This window comes from Ruegeria sp. BI12 (genome assembly GCF_056537985.1).
The window spans coordinates 2,062,634-2,083,793 of record NZ_JBQFSL010000001.1 but is presented as its reverse complement, the minus strand read 5'-3'; the positions used below and the strand labels follow the sequence as shown (position 1 = coordinate 2,083,793).

Below are 21,160 nucleotides of genomic sequence, written 5' to 3'. Positions count from 1 at the left end.
TCACCGTGTGAAACTCCCGCTGGCTTCAGCGGTAGGTAATGTGATCTTAGCGAGAGCTAATGGGTTCGATAGGCACATGCGAGTATTCGAGAAGCATTTTGGTGGACTTGCAGAAAACATTCAGAAGCGCCGAGAAACGGACGCTGAGCTTGACGAGATTTGCAGAGATTTCGAACTTTTGTTGACGAGCCGGCAATGCGAATTCGCTCAACAGGATGTCTGGAACGATGCCTTCAATAGTAGCCTTGCAGGGTTGAAGAAGGAAATTTTGGCAAAGCTCGAACCCGACTGAGTAGAGCGGGTCAATTGGAACAACAGACAAGAGAGTTTGGAACGCCCGGGTGATTTTCGTGCGCCGCGGACACCGTTTCACAATGCAAAAAAAGAGGAGCCAAAATGCAAAGTCTAAATCAATTCCTAGTACCGGTTTGCGGGGTCGCACTTGTCTTGTCGACATCCATAGCTCGGGCTCAAGAAAGTTCGATTATTCGAGACGCCGAGTATCGAATTCTGGAGCGCCAGCACGGTGATCGCTGGGCAACTGAAGACAAAGACATCGACGTCAAGCTGGCGGAGTTCCGAGATAAGAACGGCGGCAAGCCCCCAAACATACTGTACATCCTGCTGGATGACGTAGGATTTGGCGAAGTCGGAATGCCAGATCTGGATGTGGTACGTGGATACTCGACACCAAACATAACGGACTTCGCAGACCAAGGTATGTCCATGATGCGGATGTATACCGAACCGTCTTGCACTCCCACCCGCGTCGCCATGTTGACCGGGCGACACCCGGTCCGGACCGGTTTCGATGAGGCCAAAGCGGTGCCTGAGGGCGAGGGTTTGGCAGACCGCGAAGTGACCTTGGCCGAAGTGCTGGGCGAAAATGGCTACGCAACGGCCCATATCGGCAAGTGGCACATGGGTGACATCGAACAAAGCTATGCGATCAACCAAGGTTTCGATTATGCCGAACATCCGATTCACCAACAGGCGCAGCTTGCTTTGATGAATTCGACGGCTTTGAACGAAGGACATGTTGATGGTGTCGATCTGAGGCTTCGTTCTACCGATCTGATGCTGGATGACACCTTCCGCATCGACCCTTATGCAATGGTTTATGGAACTGTCGGAGAAAAAGGTGGAGCGATACGAGAGGTCCACATGGAGCCGGGGCAGAAGTTCTCGCAGGACGACTATGTTGCCATGGGGCAGCGCTACAAGCAGAGCACTCTAGATCAACTGGAAAAGCTCGCCAAAGGCGACAAGCCGTTCTTTTTGCAGTACTGGCCGCTGTTCCCGATCAGCTTTACCAGGACTGATATCGAACAAGTGCAAACTCTGAACGGTGGGCCGGTCGCAGAAGCTATCGTGAAAGTCGATGGTTACATCGGTGAAATCCTGTCTCGGGTCGAAGAATTGGGAATAGCAGACAATACGATCATCGTGATCATGGGGGACAATGGCCCGTTCATGGAGTTCGTCGACAAGAGCGGACAGTCCGACCGGATCTATCGCGGCGGCAAGACCGAGCATCTGGAGGGTGGCGTTCGTGTTAGTGCTTTTGTCCGCTGGCCCGGGATGATTGAGGAAGGGACACGTGTTAAAGATATCACCCACGTTTCCGACCTGTTCAGTACCTTTGCGCGACTGGGCGACGGCGAGGCGAGCATCCCACGCGACCGGATTATCGACGGGGTCGATCAAACCGCGCTTTGGCTTCTCGGGGAAACGCATGGGCGCCGAGATTATGTATTTATCTACGAAGGGTTTGTGCTGAGATCGCTGGTCAAGCAGCAGTACAAGATGCATTTGCCACCTCCTGGCGGAAACCCCATCCTTGCTGCCATGTACGACCTATACAAGAACCCGCGTGAGGATCGGCCGCAGGATTCCATTCGTATCGGCGTAGGATTCGGTGCCAATTTCAGTCTGATGGCCCAACGCCATCTTGCCATGAAAGAGCTTTATCCTGACATGCCTCCAGGGCATGGGCCACTGTATGGCGGAATTGAAAACCTTCGACCTGAAACAAAGGAACTCGTGGACAATATCCTGTTTGCTCAAGGTCTCACTAGAAAGTCGGATTAAGCGGCCCCCGATCAAGTGTCCTGACCGGCACAATCCGGTCAGGTTTATCTAGAACTTGCGCGATTGAAGGACCGAACGCGATGACACTTGCTTTCTTTTTCTCTCCCAATGCCCTGGCTCTTTTCGCTGCTGCTTTCGGCATAGTGTTACCCTCGGTCACAAAAGCCGAACCCGTAGCCCTCTCATTTTCTGAAGACTGGCGATATGGCGTGACTGTCTACGGTTTTCTTCCGCAATCGCTGACGGGGACCTCGACTATTGCTAATACCAGCGTTGATCTTGATTTGAATTTTCAAAACGCGCTAGAACTCTTGGACTTCGGTATCTCGGCACAATACGAAGGTTGGACGGAGAACTGGGGCTTCATAGTCGATGCAAACTACGCAAAGCTAGGGACCGATCAATCCATCCCACTTCCAGCCGGGAACGTTGACGTTGACCTCGATGTTAAGCAATCGTGGATCGGATTTTTGGGCGGTTACAAAGTTGCAAATGGGGTTTATGGCAAGAACGATCACCCGTATTCAGTCGATCTTCAAGCTGGGCTTCGCTACAACGAACTGAAGCAGGAGGCTGACGTTTCCGCTATGGGAACTAGCGTCACCCTTGGCGGGACTGAAACATGGACCGAGGTTGTTGTTGGCGCTCGTGGCACGTGGGAGCTCTCGGACCGTTGGTTCTTGGTTGCTGCGGCTGACGCAGGCCTTGGTGGCGAAAATGTCAACTCCCACTGGCGTGTTTCGCTGGGCTTCGCCTACCAAGCTTGGGAAAATACCTCTATTCGTTTCGGTTGGCGGCACTACGAAATCGACTATGAGACGGAACGGTCCGATGGGACATTCGCCTATGACGTCATGCAAACAGGACCACTGCTTGGTGTAACCTTCTCTTTCTAACTACGAGCGTGTCGTAGAGGAAATACCAAGTCCTTGTGTTTGTCATTTGAGGTCTTCATTCATTGATAAGGTCGAACTTGCGTTCAATTGCTGTTTTGTCCCGAGATGCAGACGCTCACGGAAAACCCGCGAATGACCGAACCGAGCCCGAAGCAAAATAAGTGAATGGTCGTTTTGGGTTCCCAAAAAATCATCCGCGAGGTGTGTACCAAATTGGTGATGTGTAGGCTCGTTCCTGTAGCGAAAGCGGGGCTTCGTTAGGGATCTGCGTTCCGAACACCTTTGCATCGTATGTCGTCCACCGTGGTGTCGGTATTGCCAACACTCTCACGTAGTAGAACGCGCTATGCGTCGGGTCGAAGTTCGGGTCTTCCCAATATCCGGCGAGAATTGCCTGGCCGATGTCATTTGTCCAAGACGCGTTTTCTACATCCACCGTATTGCCAACCGGGCCGTCACACGCCGCGTTTACAAGTTCACGCCCGCCACAAGCAACGTCATAAACACGTTCCGACGTTGTGCCGTCACTGCTCAGCCAGCCTTTGACAATCTGAATACGGTCGAGGTTGGCCCCATCGGGGTCACGGAGCGCACGGATGAGAAACCGCGGAGACCGACCGTCACTATCCGCTGGCAAATCCGCCCCCATCGGGACGCCATTTTCATATCCATACGCGGCAAAGTTCGCACGTGGCAGGTCGGTTACGTCGAATTCATATCCGGCGAAAACGCGAACACGCATGTGCGGCCCCGTGGTCGCATAGACCTCTTTCCGAGCAAAAGCCTCCCAAATGGCCTCGCGGGTGTTTTCCCTTGCCCAAACGGCCGCCAAACCCGACGCCGAAGTCTGCCATGCATATTGGGCAACATTCTCGTCACCACCAATACCGCCGACGACCTCTTCAAATCGGATCGGGTCAGCAGTAGGTTCAACAGCTGAGACTTTCCCGAAGAAATTGTCCTCGCCAACCGTGGACAGCGATGTATGAGCATCAGTTGAGCCGATTACGCCAAATTTGAAGGGGTTTGTCCCCGTTTCCGCCTCGTATCCAAGCCCCCGCCGCAATGCGGCCCGCGCATACTCGCGTGGAAGCATCTCCGGTGTCTTGGGCTCTGGTCCAAGTTGTCCTTTGTCCCACGTTTCGAAGTCAGCAAATTCATCGTCTGGTGACAGCATGGGATGTGCTTCGCCGTCACCTTTCATTTGTGTGATTTCGTAGATCGGTTCCCACTTGGCGCGCTGTTTGAAATACTCAACATCGAACGGTTCGCCCGACAAGCGCACTTCGTCGAACATCAACCCGTTTGACAAATTGCCATTGTGCGGGATCGCAAGCAGCTTTTGGCCTGTTGTCTCTTCGGCTTGTTCCATCCATGCCCAAAGGTCTTCGGGGTCGAAGCTATCAAAGTTCGAGAACGGGATGATCTTGTCTGCGCCCTCTTTGCCACCGTTGAATATGACATTCCTGTGCAGGTTGTTCCGCTGTGGGTTTGAGGTCCACTCGAACCCGATAAGCGCAGTAAACAAACCAGGTTGATTGTGTGCCTCAGCGGCGGAGGTAATGTTGCTCCACGCTGTTTGGTAAATCTCCTGATAATCCGCCAATGGGTCTGTGCCAGTGGACTTGGCTTGGCTCCAAATCGACCATGCGCCAACGGGATCACCGGCCTCGACAGCCGCGTTCAGTTGCTGGCCAAACTCCGTGGAGAGCAGCGTGGCATCTTTGGCTGAGAGCAGTGGCGCAAGACCAAGGTTCTCGGCGTGATCGGCAATAACCAGAAAATCCAATGGTCGGCGCAACCTCGCTTCGACACCGGTGCTGGATGTAACGACTTCTCCTTTGGCAAACCTGTACGCTTCATCAGGGCCGAGTACATTCCCGATCATCCCAGCATCGGCAGAGTATGATGTATGCAAATGGGTGTCGCCGAAAAAGACCTGATTAGGAAAGTTCTGTTGTGGGTAGGGGGAATACTCTCTGTCGCCGGGTTGAGTGCTCGGGATGTCCTCGGCATACGCGGCAGCAGTAAACGCAATAGTCAAAACAGATGCTAAACGGAACATTTCGTAACCTCATAATTCGTACAGAGAATACTACGCTTGTTGCAAATATCTAAGACGCAATATCTATGACCGTTTCGTCAGCACAGCGGTCATTGACGATGCAATCCGCGGATCGCTGCTTTCACCGAAAGCGGTCATTCGTGCAAAGCGCAGCGAGCGACTAGGTCGCGCGTCAGTGCCAGCTCAAACTCATTAGCCACTCTTTGGCTGCCGTAATTGACGCTCTTGATGTCTGATCCACATGCGACAACATCCAAACCTCCCTGCTTGGAAACTTGGCGCAATCTTTTGGCTCGATCGCTCGCAATCGTGGATCGGACAATACGACTGCTCTTGGCAGTAGCGTCTTTCCAATGCCCGCCACAACGGCCTGCAGCGCCGTCTCAACATCCGTTACCCGCAAACCGGCACGCAGGTTTTCAGACTTCGCCGTACTTTCAAGCCAACGCGCCTGCCGCAGGCGAGAATGTGCCTCGTCATAGGTGATCCAGCCCAGTGTTCCATATTGCTTGGGCGAGATACAGCTTGCGGCGCAAGCAACAAACGACACTTCGCCCAGCTTTTGGGCTTTGGTGCGCAGACCCCCATCAGATGGACGTGCAAAGCGGACAGAAAGATCGGCTTCACGCTTGGACAAGTCCAGATTGTCCGAACTCGGAACAAGCTCGACTTTGAGGTCTGGATGCAGACGGGTCAAAAGTGGGAGCTGAGGAACAATAAAACGGTTTACAATAACGGGAACGGCGCTCAAGCGCACGGAACCCGAAACCGTGTTGGTGCTTTCGCCTGAAATTGCGCTTATAGCAGCATGACTTGCCTCGATGCTCTCGGCGAGTGACAGAATCTGCAGCGCCGCGTCCGTTGGTTCGTACCGTCCATTTGCGCTGCGCAAAAACAGTATTGTCGCCAGTGCCTCTTCGAGTGTCTTTAACCTACGGGCTACCGTTGTATCACTAACGCCAACTGTCCGTCCTGCTTCGGTCAGCTTTCCTTCGCGGTGAAGGGCCAAGAGGTACTTGAGATCGTTCCAATCGTGTCTCTGCATTTTTGCAGAGTAACTTGCCGATATTGCTGACACAATCTTCAGTTTTATTGTGGCAGTTTTGGTCTCACAAAACTGGAGGAGAGAAAACAAATGAAGTTCATCATCCTGTTCGAAGACACGCCAGACGCCGATCCAGATATCCGCAAAACGCATATGGCCAAGCACCTCGATTTCCTGGAGCATAACGCGGACAAAATCGAGGTAGCTGGCCCTTTGTCCGACGCCGAAGGTCAAGGCCGCGACGGTTTATGGATTGTGGAAGCAGATTCTGAGGACGACGTGGAGCAACTAGTGCACGAAGACCCTTTTTGGCCTACTGGCCTCCGGAGTTCGTATTCGATCATCAAATGGAAACAGGTCTACGCTGACGGGGCACGTTTGATCCATCCGAGCTGAGGTATCAGCATGTGGGCAAGGTTGTAGCGGATATTGGTGCAAGCGCAGCGAAAGCTCGCTTAGTCCGCACAGCAGACATCGGGCTGAAATCACTGAACGGTCTTGTCAGAAGAACTTTGCTTGAGCGGGGCAGGGCGGGTGCATAGCATTTAGGAATTACCAAACCTGCGACCTTCAAGTACTTCAAAACCAGTCTTGAGATCATCCGCCTGGCGGTGATGCTGTATATTCGGTTTCCACTCTCGCTTCGGAATGTCGAAGATCTGCTGCATGAGCGAGGCATCGACGTGAGCCACGAAACTGTCTGATATTGGTGGAACAGGTTTGGCCCAATGTTTGCTGCCGAGATCAGACGAAAGCGTGTTCAGCAACTCCGAGCCTTTTCAAAATGGAAGTGGCACGTGGACGAGGTCTTTGTGAAGGTGAATGGCAAACGCCACTATCTCTGGCGTGCGGTCGATCACGAAGGTGAAGTGCTGGAAGCGGTTGTCACGAAGCGCCGAAACAAAGCTGCAGCGTTGAAATTTCTTAAGAAATTAGTGAAACGCCACGGCCAAGCTGAAGAAGTAGTCACAGATCGCTTCGCATCCTACAAGGCTACGCTCAGAGATTTGGGCGCTCTGGAAAAACGGCAGACGGGCAGGTGGCTTAACAACCGGGTTGAGAATTCGCACCTGCCGTTTCGACGACGCGAACGCGCTATGCAACGTTTCAGGCGCATGCGAAGTTTACAGAAATTCGCTTCCGTCCATTCCTCCGTATACAACCACTTCAACCAGGAAAGATAGCTAGCCAGCCGAGACACCTTCAAGCTGACCCGCGCCGCCGCACTTAGCGAGTGGCGTCAACTTTGTTCCGGATAGGTTCACGGTTTCTGCGGCAAACAGAGACTGGTTCGAATTCCTCTGACAGCACCGGTGCGTTTTCGGGATGCGAAGCTCAGCTGCAGGCCTTGCCGCTCAATACGTATTGGACCAATTTATGAAATCCAAAAAGATGCTGCCTACTACATTGATCTAACCGAACATTAATTACGCTCAAACTTTTTAAAGTGTTGGCCGGCAAAAGCCATGAAGCTTCGAACCGCCGGGCGTCTGTAACTTTCCTGAGAAGCGACCAACCAAAGAGTATGGTGAAGCTCATCGTGCTGGAAGCACCGCACGAGATCGGGATGCGCATCACCTGTCACACATGGTAGCAACCCTAGACCGACCCCTGTTTGCAAAGCCGCAACCATGCTGGCTACGGCGTTAACCTGATAAAGAACCTGACTGTCTTTGAGTTGCAGGTTTAACCAATCGACCGCTTTCATAACTTTCGCGACATCGTTCGAATAAACTAGGAACTTATGGTTTTTTATCTCTTTAAGTGTTTTTGGCGCCGTGTATTTTTGATCGTAGGACTGGCTGCAGTAAACGCCTAAGGGGAACCTGGCAAGTTTCTTGGCGACGAGCGCATCACCCGAAATCTCGTCCAATGGTCGAAGTGCCAGATCGGCCTTTCCGGTCTCCAGAGGTGGCTGATCCTTGTTCCAAGCGACGTCGATCATCAACTCAAACGCAATGTCCGCGTTCTTTTCCCGAAAGCTTGATACCAAACCAACGCCAAATCGCTGCATAGCCTCAGCGTTACCGGCAAAACGGATCACACCTTGATCATCACGCGTCAGCTGTTCGGCGGTCGAAATTACCGATGTTGCTGAATTCCGCATGGTTCTAGCTACATCCAGTAGCACCATGCCCTGAGCTGTTATTTCATATCCGCGATTGTCACGATCAAATAGCTTTAACTTCAAAGAGTGCTCAAGCGCATCAATACGGCGAGCTACTGTTGTTTGGTTCAGTCCAACAACACTGGCTGCTGCGAGAGTCGACCCTTCCTCAGCTACCGCGAGAAAAACTCTAATGTCATTCCAATTGAACATCGCCGGTCTCTCACACGTCAGTCTGCAGGAATGCAGAATAGCACATCACTATTCTGTATTTGTGCAGAGGGGGCTCGTAGGTATCCTAGCACCCAACTGTTGAACTTGCGAGGATCCTGCAGTGCGCGGCTTACCGGAAAAAACCCGAGACATTCATAATCATCACATCGATAGCACAGTGTGGGAAGACGTAAGGTTTCGCGACGACGACATCATCATTGGGACTTATGCAAAGTCAGGAACCACTTGGATGCAACAGATCGTGGGTCAGCTTTTGTTTGATGCACAAGAAGGAATTGCCGTTTCAGAAATGAGCCCTTGGGTCGACCTGCGCGTCCCGCCAAAAGAAGTGAAACTCGCAATGATCGAGGCGCAGACCCATCGCCGCTTTATGAAAACGCATTTACCCGTCGATGCGCTCGTGTTCCATCACAAATGCAAGTACATTTATGTTGGGCGCGACGGGCGCGATATTGTCTGGTCGCTGTATAACCATCATGCAAACGCAAACGAAGCTTGGTACGACGCGCTGAACAATTCGCCGGGGCGCGTAGGGCCGGCTATTGGCGCGCCTGCACGCTCAGAGATCGAGTATTTCCAGCATTGGTTGGAAAACGACGGCGCGCCGTTTTGGTCATTCTGGGAAAGCGTCCGCTCGTGGTGGGAGATAAGGGACCTGCCAAACGTGTTGCTGGTTCATTTTTCTGATTTGAAGGCTGATCTGGAAGGACAAATGTCTCGGATAGCCGACTTCATCGACGTGACCGTTGACGAAGAGACAATGGAACGCGCTCTTGAACACTGCTCGTTCGACTATATGAAAACAAACGCAGCTCAATCGGCGCCTTTAGGAGGTGCATTTTGGCAGGGAGGCGCCCGCACATTTATTCACAAAGGGATGAATGGCCGGTGGCGGGATACACTGCCACAATCCCTCATAGATAAGTATGAAGAGACTGCAAAAACTCAACTTGGAGAGGAATGTGCCCGATGGACTATGTCCGGTAGCCAACAGGGTTGATCAGGCATCACCGAGTGATCGCAATCCGCGACTGCCAAGCCTCGGAAAAGGTCGAGCACAGCAGCGCGCAGACGTTGTTCTTATTGAGTTTAATCCGAAATTCCAAACGAACCGGTGAGGTGCGGCGCAATGCTGGAAAATCGCAAGCTTGCGGCAATATTGGTAACGGACATAGTTGGTTTCAGCCGTCTGACGGGTGCTGACGAAGAAGGCACTCTGGCCCGGCTACGCACCCTTCGCAATGAAGTTGTCGAGCCAGCAATCGATGTGCACAAAGGTCGCCTGGTGAAGCGAACCGGAGATGGATCGCTCATTGAATTTCGAAGCGTGGTCGAAGCCGTTCGATGCGCGGTCGCAATCCAACGTGCGATGAACGAACGAAACGCCGGATTACCTCAAGATAGCCGCGTAGAATTCCGGATGGGTATCCATCTCGGAGATGTCGTCGAAGAAGGCGACGGTGATCTTATGGGGGACGGCGTCAACATCGCTGCGCGTCTGGAAAGTATTTCTGATCCTGGTGCCATCTGCATATCTGAAGACGCCTATCGTCAGGTTCGGGCCCGGCTCGACTTGTCAGTTACGGACTTGGGAACGAAATCGCTAAAGAACATCAGCGAACCCTTAAAGGTCTATGCGTTGGAAGTCGGAAGTCCCGCTGACCCTCCAACCGGCGAATATGCCAATAATGTCCGGAATGCTCTTGATAAGCCATCTATCGCAGTTCTGCCTTTTTCAAATATGTCTGGAGACGCCGATCAGGAATATTTCGTGGACGGAATGGCAGAAGACATCCTCACGGCTTTGTCCAGATTCGAGCAGCTTTTTGTAATCGCGAGGAACTCCAGTTTCGTTTACAAAGGCAGCGCCGTTGACATAACGCAGGTTGGACGCGATCTCGGCGTGAGATATGTGCTGGAAGGAAGCGCTCGAAGATCGGGTGACAGAATTCGTATTACAGGTCAATTGATTGACGCAAAGACGGGAAATCACCTTTGGGCCGAGAAGTTTGACGGTGTGTTCAATGATGTCTTTGCACTTCAAGACAAAGTCACCGCCAAGGTTGTAGGCGCCTTAGAACCGACGATACGTAAAGCTGAAATTGAACGCGCACGCCGAAAACCGGTGGAGCACATGGCGGCTTACGATCTCTATCTCCAGGCGCTGCCTCATGTCTATGCATCTCATTCTGATGCCAACCTTAAAGCGCTTGAGTTGTTGACCAAGGCGACCGACATAGATCCAGATTTTTCGCCTGCCTTGGCACACATCGGCTGGTGTTTAGTGCAGCGTGCGACTCGACTGTGGGCGCCATTTGGTGATGATGATGTTGGCCTGGCGGTTTCAAAGGCTCGCCGAGTGTTAACCAACGAAAGCGATGATGCGCATTCGATTGTTCTTGGTGGGTTCGTCCTTGCTATGACTGGCACGGACTATTTGTCAGGCTTAGACGCCGTAAAGCGGGCCGTGGAAATCAATCCGGGTTCCGGTTTCGTCAATGCGATGGCAGGCTGCGCTCTTGTATTTGGCGACGAACTCAGCGACGGCCTTGATCTACTGGGCCGTGCACTTGATCTTTGCCCGAAAGATCCGAATTATTTCGGCTACCTAACTGTCACTGCCTTTGGTCACCTGGTTGCAGGTGCACCAGAACGAGCACTGGAACTGGCACAGCGTGCTCTGGCGATGAGCTCTGGATGGGATTCTACTTATTGGGTCTTGATAACAATTTACGCAAAGCTCGAACGACTAGATGATGCAAAAAATGCTGCTGAAGAACTGCTAGGAAAACACCCAGATGTGACGACGACGCGATACGAGCAAGTACTGCCAATTAGGAGTGCCGAGGCGCGGCGACTGGTTCTCGATAGCTTGCAAAAAGCCGGAGTCCCGTCTTGAGGAATTGGTATCCGCAAGAGATTGCTAACGGCAGCTTGGCGGGGCAAAGCTAACATTGAAGCGACGCTTATGAAGGACCGCTTCGTCCGCACAGCGGAAGTAGACCGGTTTTCCGTAAGTGTCCGCTTTTGGTGAAAGCAGTCGTTCAGGACAAAAACTTCGAATTTCCGGTCGTGAACGGCAGCTCAACGCGTCAAAGCTGACGTTTGAGAGAATCGGTCCAATGACTGCGGTGAGCCTAAAGTTACAGTTAGGTAGTAACGGTGACGTTGTGGATTTCACCAGGCAGATCGTTTGATCGTTCTGGTCTCGATTGTAAAGGTTTCTTGGGGGCCACTGGTGATCAGGTCGCGTTGAATTCGACACAAGTACGCTGGTTGCGCTCACACCTGTTACGGCATTAGAAGCCCGGCTGCAACGAGGGCCGTAGAGTGACGGCGGGTAAGTATCGGTGGTTCCCCGTTAACTAACAGAGATCTTAGATCGAGCGTGCCCTTCAAGCACCCAATGATATTGCGATCTTGGTTTCAATCATTGCCTTGACGTGACATGAACTAAGCTAGCGGTATCCGCGCAAAGCCCTTGTTTATAAAAGAAAGGAACAACTCATGACCTCAGCCAAACCAAATGTTGGCGCGCAAGTCGAGCAAATGAGTTTTTTTAGGCTGGGGTCTGAGGACAAGGTTACGATCGGTCAACAAAAAGACCGCTGGACCATGTTGTTTGTTTATCGAGGCAAGCATTGTCCTCGCTGCAAGCGCTTCTTGAACAAGTTGAATGCGGCGCTGTCAGCATGGGCTGACGTTATGGACGTTATCGTTGTCTCTGCCGACACCAAAGAAAAAGCTGCGGCGGACCAAGCAGAATTTGGCTGGGATTTTGATCTTTGTTATGGAATGACCGAAGCGCAAATGCGCTCGCTTGGTCTTTTTGTGTCATCACCTCTGTCTGATGCAGAAACTACAGGTCTATTCGCCGAACCTGGTGCGTTTGGTATCCGTCCGAACGGGACGCTGATGTTGGTCGATATCTCAAACGGCCCAGCAGCACGCCCCGATTTGGAAGAGCTTTTGGACGGCATGAAATTCAATATTGATAATGACCGTCCGGAACGAGGAACGGCCTGAGACCAACAGATCGCATGGCCTCGGTTACTCAAAGTAGCCTGGATGCGTCTTGTGAATGAAGTCGATGGTTTCGTCGAGGCGGGACAGGTGTGTTCTGACAGCGGCTTGCGCTTGATCATGGTCTCCTGCCGCCATGGCCTGTGCAATCTCTCGGTGATCGGCGAGGATGGCGTCTGCGGCACTGCCCTTTTCAAGACTGAGCATACAAAGCCGGTCAACCTTTTGCTTGGATTCTAGCATTACATCAAATGCCATCGGATTGCCGCTGAGCACGTAGATCAGTTTGTGAAAATCATAGTCCAGCGCGTGAAACGCCGATAGATCACCGTCACTGATCGCCTGCTCTTGTAAGGCGAGATTTTCCGCAAGTTTTGCTTCACGTGTTGCGTCCCAGACTTCCATTGCTCGATGGACGATCTCCAGCTCCACCGCCATTCGAACCAATCGAGCGAGAGCCACACGCTCCATCGAAAACCCGCGAACTACGGTCGCCTTTTGTGGTCGTATTAAGAGCAGATCTTCGTTGCCGAGCCTTGTGAATGCGTTGCGAACAGGTTGGCGTGATACGCCGAATCGGCTGGCTACCTCTGTTTCGGATAGCTTTGTACCGGGAAGAATTTCAAGCGAAACGATCTCGTCGTGTAGCGCTTCATAGACCGCATCGGTTGTAGTTCGTCTGACAATTTCTTCCACGGTATGTTGCTTGCACCCTCTGTCTTAGTCACGTTTCAAATTACAGTTTCACCGTTATAGCATTGAATCAAATAGAATATTCTATTTTGTTTTGCTTGAGTGAACCAATGTAGGCCTGTCACCTATCAAACGCCCTGCGCTTTCGACTGTCAAGCAATCTGACATACTAAAAGCCTACAGTTGACATAACTTGGATCCTAGTGTCCCTTTAAGGGCAGCAGCGATTCTGGTTCTTGGGGGAAATCGAAAGCTACGTGGCTTACGGTCTCTGAAATTCCATGAAAGCCAAATCCTGTCCAAAAATAACCGGGGAGGAGAACCCATGACTTTCACGAAATCGTTCTTTGCAACTGCGACCGCTGTGGCATTCATTGCAACGTCAGCTTCAGCCGAAAACTGGCGAGCCTGGAATATCCACAACGACGGCCATCCCAACACGGCTGCAATGGACAAGTTTGCCGAACTGGTTGACGCCGCTACAGACGGCGAAGTTACCGTCGATGTGTTCCACGGTGGTGTTCTTGGTTCCCAACCGGATGCCCTAGAACAGGTTCGTATCGGCGCAATCGAGGTTGGTAACTTCAACCTCGGTCCTATTGGCCCAATGGTGAAAGAAGCTAACCTTGTATCGCTTCCTTTCATCTTCAAAGATGTGCCGCACATGTTCCGCGTGCTGGACGGCGACGCCGGTGAGGTTGTTTCAGCTGCGATGGGAGAAGCAGGTGTTCTGCCACTGGCATGGTTTGATGCCGGTGCGCGTTCTTTCTACAGCCAAAAGCCGATCAACACGCCCGCAGATGTCGAAGGTCTGAAAATCCGTGTGATGAACAACGATCTTTATACATCTATGATTTCAGCTATGGGCGGTAACCCGTCTCCAATGGCATTCTCCGAAGTTCAGCAAGCGCTGAAAACCGGCGTTGTTGATGGTGCGGAGAACAACTTCCCGTCGTTCAAGAATGTCGGTCACTATGAAGTGACCACAAATTATTCTTTGTCCGAACACCTGATTATCCCGGAGTGCATCTGCGTTAACACGGCCAAATTCAATGCGCTGTCCCCTGAATTGCAAGCCGCTGTGCGCGGTGCAGCAGAAGAAGCCGCATTGGTCCAGCGTGAGCTTTGGGCAATTGGTTCTGAACAAGCGCGTAAAGATGTTGAAGCGGCCGGCATCACCGTCAATGAAATCGCCGATAAAGGCCCATTCCAGTCCGCAATGGATTCGGTTTATGCAGACTACTTGGCTGCAAATCCTGATATGAAAGCGTTGGTAGAAATGGCGCAAGCCACTGAATAAGTTGTCTTAACAGTTCAACTTTGAGCGCCCGGCTCCGCCAATTGGATGCCGGGCGTTTTGTCTCAGAGGAAATCCAATGCAAGAGCCCGATACCGCCCCTGCCGCCATGCGCAACATGGACAGGATTCTTGATCTGCTCGCACGAGTTTGCATGTTGCTGTCTGGCATCGCCATTGTCGTTATGACTGCGATCTTCGCCTGGCTGGTGTTCGGTCGCTACGTTCTGAACAACACGCCCACTTGGGTTGAGCAGGTTTCACTGCTTTTGGTTATGGTCATCGCGTTTCTCGGAGCGGCTGCGGGTGTGCACAATCACACGCACCTCTCTGTTGTCGTGTTCCGCAATTTAGTCCCACCCTCTGTGCGAACGGTTTTCGTCGTGCTCACTGATGTCCTGATGGCAGGTTTCGGTGGCATGATGTTTTGGTACGGGATCGAGCTGACAATATTCAAATTGAACACCCTGATCCCGCTCATCCAATGGTCAGAGGGCTTGCGCTCTTTGCCACTGACAATCAGCGGCGCGTTGGTGTTCCTTTTTTCCACTGGCCATCTGATCCGCCTGTTTCAGGGCCGAGACGAACGCCAAGACAACATAGATCAGGGATAGCCATGGGACTCATGATTCTGTTGGGGGTTTTTGCCCTATGTGTCATCATCGGCGCTCCAGTGGCATACGCCCTTGGTATCGCTGCATTGGCTTCCTTTTGGTTTGAAGGATTGCCGATGTTTGTTGGGTTCCAGCGTATCGTGTCCGGGATCAACGTCTTTTCCCTAATGGCGATCCCGTTTTTCATCTTTGCGGGCGAGCTGATGTTTCACGGTGGAATCGCGATCCGGTTGGTTCGGTTCGCGCAGGCCGCCGTAGGCGCTGTGCGCGGTGGGCTTGGTATCGTCAATGTCTTCTCGTCCATGTTGTTTGGTGGCATTTCCGGATCGGCAATTGCAGATATCTCGGCGCTTGGGTCAATTCTGATCCCGGTGATGAAAGACAAAGGTTATGACGCCGACTATGCGGTGAACGTCACAGTGACATCATCAATTGCCGGGATCATCATCCCACCCAGCCACAACATGATCATCTTTGCCCTCGCAACAGGCGGTGCAGTTTCAATCTCAAAACTGTTCTTGGCCGGAGTTGTGCCCGGTGTCCTTATGTGTTGCTGCCTTGCGATTGCCGCCTATGTCGTGGCGGTCAAGCGCGGCTATCAGGCCGAACAGTTTCCGGGTTGGACCGCACTGGCCATCGCCTTTGTTGGATCGATCCCTGGCTTGTTGACGGCCGTGATCATTGTTGGAGGGGTCTTGTCAGGCGTCTTTACGGTCACTGAATCCGGCGCGTTCGGGGCAATGTATGCCTTTGTGGTGACACTTGTTGTCTATCGCAGCCTGTCCTGGGAAAACTTCAAAACCGCCGTTATCTCTTCGGTGCGCACAACGTCTATGGTGATGATCCTGATCGCCTGCGCCGGTGCCTTTGCCTATATGCTGACGTTCAACCGGGTGCCGACAAAAACAGTCGAATTCCTGTTGGGTATCACAGAAAACCCGATCCTGATCTTGTTGATGATCAACGCTGTGCTGTTGCTCTTGGGGATGATCATGGATATGGCCGCGTTGATCCTGATCTGCACACCGATTTTCCTGCCGGTGATGAACATGCTGGGCATCGATCCGCTACAGTTCGGCATGATCCTTTTGGTGAACCTCGGTCTTGGTCTTTGCACACCACCTGTCGGGACCTGTCTCTTTGTGGGTTGTGCTGTTGGAAAACTACCGATGGAGAAAGCGGTCAAAACGATTTGGCCTTTCTACCTCGCCATCTTTGCCGCGCTCATGCTGATCACTTTTGTACCGGCAATATCGCTGACGCTGCCGAACCTAATCATTGGCCCCTAAATCAAAGGAGAATGAGGCGATGCTGACAATAAGACGCCTGGACATCGATGACGCGGGCAAGTTGATCGCAGGAGCGCGAGCCAAAGCGCAGGAAATCGGCGTACCGATGTGTATTGCCGTCACAGACGAAAGCGGCAACCTCATTGCCTTTGAGCGGATGGATGGTGGCAAGATTACCAGCATCATTTTGGCCATCGACAAGAGTTTCACTGCAACCGGCATCCAAAAAGGAACCGATGCTCTTGGTGAAGCAAATCAGCCAGGCATGGCCGCACACGGAATATCCTCAACGCTGGGCGGACGAATGGTGACCGTTGCAGGTGGCCTTCCCGTGACGGTCGACGGACAGGTGGTTGGCGGGATCGGTGTCAGCTCGGGCTCGCCAGCTCAGGATCTCGAAGTTGCGCAGGCAGGGGTCACGGCGCTCTGCGAAGCCCAATTGGAAAGAGTTTAAGGAGTCAGATATGACAAAACCCGTCATCGGTTTCATCGGCCTCGGTCTTATGGGCGGTAACATGGCAAAGTGCCTGCAAAACAACAGTTTTGATCTGGTTGTTATGGGTCGGAACAAGGAAGCCGTCGCAGCCACAGTCAACCGCGGTGCTGTAGAGGTTACAACGCCACGAGAGCTTGCTAAAAACAGCGATATCGTGATGCTTTGTGTAACAACATCGGATGTCGTCGAAAGCCTGATCTACGGCGATGACGGCATCCTGGCAGGCATCAAAGATAGTGCTGTGGTCATTGACTTTGGCACCTCGATCCCAGCATCCACACGCAAAATCGGCACAGACTTGGCCGCAAAAGGTGCTGGTATGATTGATGCGCCGCTGGGACGCACACCCGCGCACGCCAAGGATGGTTTGCTGAACATCATGGCAGCGGGCGATATAGCCACCTTTGAGAAGGTGAAACCTGTCCTGGATGTATTGGGGGAAAATGTCTTTCACCTCGGCGAACTGGGTGCGGGCCATGTGACCAAGCTCATCAACAATTATATGGGCATGACGACAGCTTGCACCATGAGCCAAGCCTTTGCTGTGGCTGAACGCTCAGGGGTAGACAAACAGCAGCTTTTTGACGTCATGTCAGCTGGACCGTCCAATTCCCCCTTTATGCAGTTTTGTAAGAACTACGCGGTGGATGGTGTCAGCGATTTGGGGTTTTCGATTAACAACGCCAACAAGGATCTTGGATACTTTCTGAAGCTGGCCGAGGACGTGGGCACTCGTGCCGAGATCGCTGAAGGAACCGCGAACAACCTTCAGGCAGCCGCGGACGCAGGCATGGGCGACGGCAACGTGCCGGAAATCTTCGACTATTTTGCCAAGCTTTAGCGTCAGATCCATCAGTCACGCATAGCAGCACCAATTGAACGGGAGAGAGCAACCATGAGACTTCAGGGAAAGACCGCAATTGTCACGGGTGGTGGCCGCGATATCGGGCGCGCCTGCGCTGTCAAACTCGCCTCCGAAGGGGTGAATGTCGCGGTGAACTACTTCGCCAGTAGTGCCGGCGCCGAGGAAACCGTAGCCGAGATCAAAAAGATCGGTGGACAGGCGTTTGCAATGCAAGGCGACCTGAACAAACCCGAAGAGGTCGATGCGTTGATCGCCAAGACGGTCGATACCTATGGCAGCCTGGACATTCTGGTGAACAATGCCGGAGGTTTGATCGCGCGCAAGAAAATCGCCGAGATGTCGCTTGAGCATTGGCAGGCTGTCATGGACCTCAACCTGACCAGCACGTTTCTTATGGTCAAAGCGGCACTGCTGCATATGAAATCCGGGGCCATTGTAAACATCGCCAGTCAGGCGGGTCGCGACGGGGGTGGCCCGGGTGCGTCGGCTTATGCAACGTCAAAAGGCGGGGTCATGACGCTCACCCGTAGTCTTGCAAAAGAACTGGGTCCTGATATCCGTGTCAACGCAATCTGCCCAGGCATGATCGACACGGATTTCCATAACATCCATACTCCCGATGCAGGCCGTCGGGGGTTAGAAGCTGCTGCGCCGCTCAAGCGGCAAGGCCAGTCTCAGGACGTTGCGAACCTCGTGGCGTTTCTGGCAAGCGAGGACTCGGCTTATCTGACCGGGACCAATGTCGATATCAATGGTGGGATGCTGTTCTCGTGACCACTGCAGAACAGGTTACCCAATTGTCGAAGGCTACCGTTTGTCAAACTTCGAAGTACTGGAAACCGGAATATGCGAATTCTCGCGATAGGTGAATGTATGGCCGAAATGGCCCCAACTGACGCGCCAAGCACGTATCAAATGGGATTCGCCGGAGACACGTTCAATACAGCTTGGTATCTGGCCCAACTCACACCCGAAACGCCCTTGTCCTATTTTACCGCCGTCGGAGATGATGCCATCTCGTCCCGGATGCTGGATGCGATGCGCGAAAGCGGGGTCAACACCCAGCAGGTGCGGATCGTGCCAAACCGTTCAGTGGGGTTGTATCTTATCACGCTAAACAATGGGGAACGCAGCTTTACCTATTGGCGCGGCCAGTCGGCCGCACGCCTGTTGGCCCAAGACAAGCAAGCACTTGCCCGCGCCATGACGCAATCAGATCTCATCTTTTTCTCGGGCATCACTCTGGCAATCTTGAACCCTGAAGGGCGCGCCGCCTTGCTCGACGTTGCTCAGTCAGCGCGGCGCGCTGGAAAACGGATTGCCTTCGACCCCAATCTGCGCCCGCATCTTTGGGACAGCCCCTCTGAGATGACCGAGAACATCATGCAGGCGGCCGCCGTTAGCGATATCGCCTTGCCATCATTCGAGGACGAGGCGCTTTGGTTCAGCGACATTAACCCCGCGGCCACTTTGCGGCGATATGCAAGGGCGGGTGCAGAAACGATCGTTGTCAAGAATGGCGCAGAAACGGTCCTTTATCGTACTCGCGGCGCAGAGGGCTCATTCCATGTTCCGCCTCTGGCCTCGGTTGTAGATACGACTGCTGCAGGCGACAGTTTCAACGCTGGCATTCTGGCAGGGCTGGCAACGGATACACCCTTACCTGACAGCTTAGCACTGGCCTGCAAACTGGCAGGGCATGTCGTGCAAGGCAAAGGTGCACTTGTTCCCATCAAACAAAGCCTGCTCGATAGTTGCCAACAGCCTTAGCAGAAGGATCCAGCCCTTGCCGAACCCTCAGCCTGCCGAAACGATCAAACTGCATCCGGATACGCTTGATCGCTTGTCAAAGGTCAGCACAGCGACTGTGGCCACGCTGCTTTACAAACGCGGTTATCAAAACGCCTATGTTCAAGGCGTTGCCCCATTGGGCAAGGGCAGGCCCTCCCTTGTCGGCCCGGCTTTTACACTGCGCTACATTCCTGCACGGCCTGACACCGACCCGATCGAGGCGTTTCGTGAGCCAGATCACCCGCAGCGCGTGGCCGTGGAAACATGTCCTGAACGCGCGGTATTGGTCATGGATTGTCGGCAGGATGCATCGGCGGCCTCGGCAGGTTCGATCCTTTTGACGCGACTAGAAATGCGCGGAGCAGCGGGCGTTGTCACGGATGGTGGCATTCGCGACGCCGACGGTGCCGCAGCACTTGAGATGCCAGTCTTTGCCGCAAAACCATCTGCCCCAACCAACCTTACGAAACATCATGCGGTTGATATCGGTTTGCCAATCGGGTGTGGCGGCGTGGCGATCTATCCTGGTGACATTGTTCTGGGTGACGGCGATGGTGTCATGATTATCCCACGTCACCTCGCCGATGACATTGCGATCGAGGCGGGCCCAATGGAGTTGTTCGAACGCTTCGTTCTGGAAGAAGTGCGAAAAAACACCCCCGTAATTGGACTTTATCCTGCAACCGACCCAGACGTTCTTGAACGATTTGAGGTCTGGCGCGCAAGGCTCTCTGACTGATGTCTGAATCGCTGCAATGTAGGTTTTGTCAGAAGAACTTGGCTGGAGGCGGGCAAGGGGGCATTCATAGCCTTTGTGGATGGAAAGACGATCACCATTTAAATGCTTCAAAACCAGTCCCGAGATCATCCGCTTTGCGGTGATGCTGTACATCCTTCCCCGCTCTCGCTTCGGAATGTCGAAGATCTGGTGCACGAGCGAGGCATCGACGTGAGCCACGAAACTGCTCGATTTTGGTGGCACAGGTTTGGCCCGATGTTTGCTGCTGATATAAGGCGGAAGCGTGTTCAGCTGCTGCGCGCGTTCTCCAAATGGAAGTGGCACGTTGACGAGGTTTTCGTGAAGGTAAATGGCAAGCGGCATTATATTTGGCGGGCCGTTTATCAGGAAGGCGAGGTACTGGAAGCTGTTGTCACCAAGCGCCAAAACAATGCTGCAGCATTGAAAATCCTTGAGAAATTGATGAAGCGACACGGCAAAGCGGAAACCATCGTCACGGATCGCTTTGCCTCATACAGAGCCGCTCTCAGAGAACTGGGCGCGCTTGAAAAACAACAGACGGGCAGGTGGCTCAACAACCGCGTCGAGAATTCGCACCTGCCGTTTCGACGACGCGAACGCGTAATGCAGCGGTTCATACGGGTGCGAAGTTTACAGACATTCGCCTCCGTCCATTCCTCCGTCTACAACCACTTTAACAAGGAGCGATCTCACCAGCAGAGATACATTCAAGCTGACCCGCGCCGCCGCCCTTAGCGAGTGGCGTCAACTTTGTTCCGGATAGGTTCGCGGTTTCCGCGGCAAACTGAGGCTAGTTCGAATTAGTCGGAAAACATCAAGGGAAATCCGTTTTCGGTCGGGCGGGCAGGGCGACGCCATATTCTGCGTTAGAAATCGGATCAATGACTGGCGACGC

19 protein-coding genes and 2 pseudogenes are annotated in these 21,160 nt (G+C 53.0%); 17 read left to right on the top strand and 4 right to left on the bottom strand.

Going from position 1 to position 21,160, the window contains the following annotated elements; genetic code table 11:
* Positions 1-7: 7 nt before the first annotated feature.
* The 3 genes from ACR0AK_RS10535 (at position 8) to ACR0AK_RS10525 (ending at position 2,987) form a co-directional block, all read left to right on the top strand.
* Complete coding sequence (locus ACR0AK_RS10535) at positions 8-292, top strand: hypothetical protein (RefSeq protein WP_480793264.1); 285 nt, start codon at positions 8-10, stop codon at positions 290-292.
* A gap of 104 nt (positions 293-396) precedes the next feature.
* Entirely contained in the window at positions 397-2,091 is a 1,695-nt protein-coding gene (locus tag ACR0AK_RS10530) for a sulfatase-like hydrolase/transferase (RefSeq protein WP_480793263.1), read from the top strand.
* 80 nt (positions 2,092-2,171) lie between these two features.
* Entirely contained in the window at positions 2,172-2,987 is an 816-nt protein-coding gene (locus ACR0AK_RS10525; protein WP_480793262.1) for a hypothetical protein, read from the top strand.
* Between the two features lie 190 nt (positions 2,988-3,177).
* On the opposite strand, the gene ACR0AK_RS10520 is transcribed toward ACR0AK_RS10525, so the two are convergent.
* The gene (locus ACR0AK_RS10520; protein ID WP_480793261.1) at positions 3,178-5,052 is read right to left on the bottom strand and encodes a DUF3604 domain-containing protein; all 1,875 of its coding nucleotides are present in this window, start codon (positions 5,050-5,052) and stop codon (positions 3,178-3,180) included.
* Positions 5,053-5,224: 172 nt separating this feature from the next.
* Positions 5,225-6,097: a LysR family transcriptional regulator gene (locus ACR0AK_RS10515; protein ID WP_480793260.1), complete on the bottom strand. Its 873-nt coding sequence runs from the start codon at positions 6,095-6,097 to the stop codon at positions 5,225-5,227.
* Between the two features lie 90 nt (positions 6,098-6,187).
* On the opposite strand from ACR0AK_RS10515, the gene ACR0AK_RS10510 reads away from it, so the two are divergent.
* Both ACR0AK_RS10510 and ACR0AK_RS10505 read left to right on the top strand, forming a co-directional pair.
* Positions 6,188-6,493: a YciI family protein gene (locus ACR0AK_RS10510; RefSeq protein WP_058273079.1), complete on the top strand. Its 306-nt coding sequence runs from the start codon at positions 6,188-6,190 to the stop codon at positions 6,491-6,493.
* Positions 6,494-6,648: 155 nt separating this feature from the next.
* Positions 6,649-7,356: pseudogene (locus ACR0AK_RS10505) on the top strand (IS6 family transposase).
* A 164-nt stretch (positions 7,357-7,520) separates the two neighbouring features.
* Here the strand turns inward: ACR0AK_RS10505 and ACR0AK_RS10500 are convergent.
* Positions 7,521-8,417 carry a LysR family transcriptional regulator gene (locus ACR0AK_RS10500; protein ID WP_367935769.1) on the bottom strand — a complete coding sequence of 299 codons (897 nt, stop codon included), beginning with the start codon at positions 8,415-8,417 and terminating at the stop codon, positions 7,521-7,523.
* A gap of 121 nt (positions 8,418-8,538) precedes the next feature.
* Here ACR0AK_RS10500 and ACR0AK_RS10495 point away from each other — a divergent pair, with 121 nt between their 5' ends.
* The 3 genes from ACR0AK_RS10495 to ACR0AK_RS10485 all read left to right on the top strand — a co-directional run bounded on the left by ACR0AK_RS10495 (position 8,539) and on the right by ACR0AK_RS10485 (position 12,464).
* Complete coding sequence (locus tag ACR0AK_RS10495) at positions 8,539-9,438, top strand: sulfotransferase domain-containing protein (RefSeq protein WP_480793259.1); 900 nt, start codon at positions 8,539-8,541, stop codon at positions 9,436-9,438.
* Positions 9,439-9,567: 129 nt separating this feature from the next.
* Positions 9,568-11,337 (top strand): adenylate/guanylate cyclase domain-containing protein, encoded by a 1,770-nt coding sequence (locus tag ACR0AK_RS10490; protein ID WP_480793258.1) that lies wholly within the window; start codon positions 9,568-9,570, stop codon positions 11,335-11,337.
* Between the two features lie 608 nt (positions 11,338-11,945).
* Positions 11,946-12,464: a redoxin domain-containing protein gene (locus tag ACR0AK_RS10485; protein WP_480793257.1), complete on the top strand. Its 519-nt coding sequence runs from the start codon at positions 11,946-11,948 to the stop codon at positions 12,462-12,464.
* Between the two features lie 24 nt (positions 12,465-12,488).
* On the opposite strand, the gene ACR0AK_RS10480 is transcribed toward ACR0AK_RS10485, so the two are convergent.
* Positions 12,489-13,157, bottom strand: coding sequence for a GntR family transcriptional regulator (locus ACR0AK_RS10480; RefSeq protein WP_480793256.1), 669 nt, complete (start codon positions 13,155-13,157; stop codon positions 12,489-12,491).
* Between the two features lie 322 nt (positions 13,158-13,479).
* On the opposite strand from ACR0AK_RS10480, the gene ACR0AK_RS10475 reads away from it, so the two are divergent.
* The 9 genes and pseudogenes from ACR0AK_RS10475 to ACR0AK_RS10435 all read left to right on the top strand — a co-directional run bounded on the left by ACR0AK_RS10475 (position 13,480) and on the right by ACR0AK_RS10435 (position 21,028).
* Complete coding sequence (locus ACR0AK_RS10475) at positions 13,480-14,454, top strand: TRAP transporter substrate-binding protein (RefSeq protein ID WP_010437283.1); 975 nt, start codon at positions 13,480-13,482, stop codon at positions 14,452-14,454.
* Between the two features lie 76 nt (positions 14,455-14,530).
* Complete coding sequence (locus ACR0AK_RS10470; RefSeq protein WP_480793255.1) at positions 14,531-15,064, top strand: TRAP transporter small permease; 534 nt, start codon at positions 14,531-14,533, stop codon at positions 15,062-15,064.
* A 2-nt stretch (positions 15,065-15,066) separates the two neighbouring features.
* Positions 15,067-16,353, top strand: coding sequence for a TRAP transporter large permease (locus ACR0AK_RS10465; RefSeq protein ID WP_050605415.1), 1,287 nt, complete (start codon positions 15,067-15,069; stop codon positions 16,351-16,353).
* A 19-nt stretch (positions 16,354-16,372) separates the two neighbouring features.
* Positions 16,373-16,807 carry a GlcG/HbpS family heme-binding protein gene (locus ACR0AK_RS10460; protein ID WP_170519537.1) on the top strand — a complete coding sequence of 145 codons (435 nt, stop codon included), beginning with the start codon at positions 16,373-16,375 and terminating at the stop codon, positions 16,805-16,807.
* Between the two features lie 10 nt (positions 16,808-16,817).
* On the top strand, positions 16,818-17,690 hold the full coding sequence (locus ACR0AK_RS10455; RefSeq protein ID WP_480793254.1) for an NAD(P)-dependent oxidoreductase: 873 nt from the start codon (positions 16,818-16,820) through the stop codon (positions 17,688-17,690).
* A gap of 54 nt (positions 17,691-17,744) precedes the next feature.
* Positions 17,745-18,488: an SDR family NAD(P)-dependent oxidoreductase gene (locus tag ACR0AK_RS10450; RefSeq protein WP_480793253.1), complete on the top strand. Its 744-nt coding sequence runs from the start codon at positions 17,745-17,747 to the stop codon at positions 18,486-18,488.
* Positions 18,489-18,560: 72 nt separating this feature from the next.
* Positions 18,561-19,484: a sugar kinase gene (locus tag ACR0AK_RS10445; protein ID WP_480793252.1), complete on the top strand. Its 924-nt coding sequence runs from the start codon at positions 18,561-18,563 to the stop codon at positions 19,482-19,484.
* A gap of 16 nt (positions 19,485-19,500) precedes the next feature.
* Positions 19,501-20,244, top strand: coding sequence for a ribonuclease activity regulator RraA (locus tag ACR0AK_RS10440; RefSeq protein WP_480793251.1), 744 nt, complete (start codon positions 19,501-19,503; stop codon positions 20,242-20,244).
* Between the two features lie 79 nt (positions 20,245-20,323).
* Positions 20,324-21,028, top strand: a pseudogene (locus ACR0AK_RS10435) (IS6 family transposase).
* The last annotated feature ends 132 nt before the right edge of the window (positions 21,029-21,160 follow it).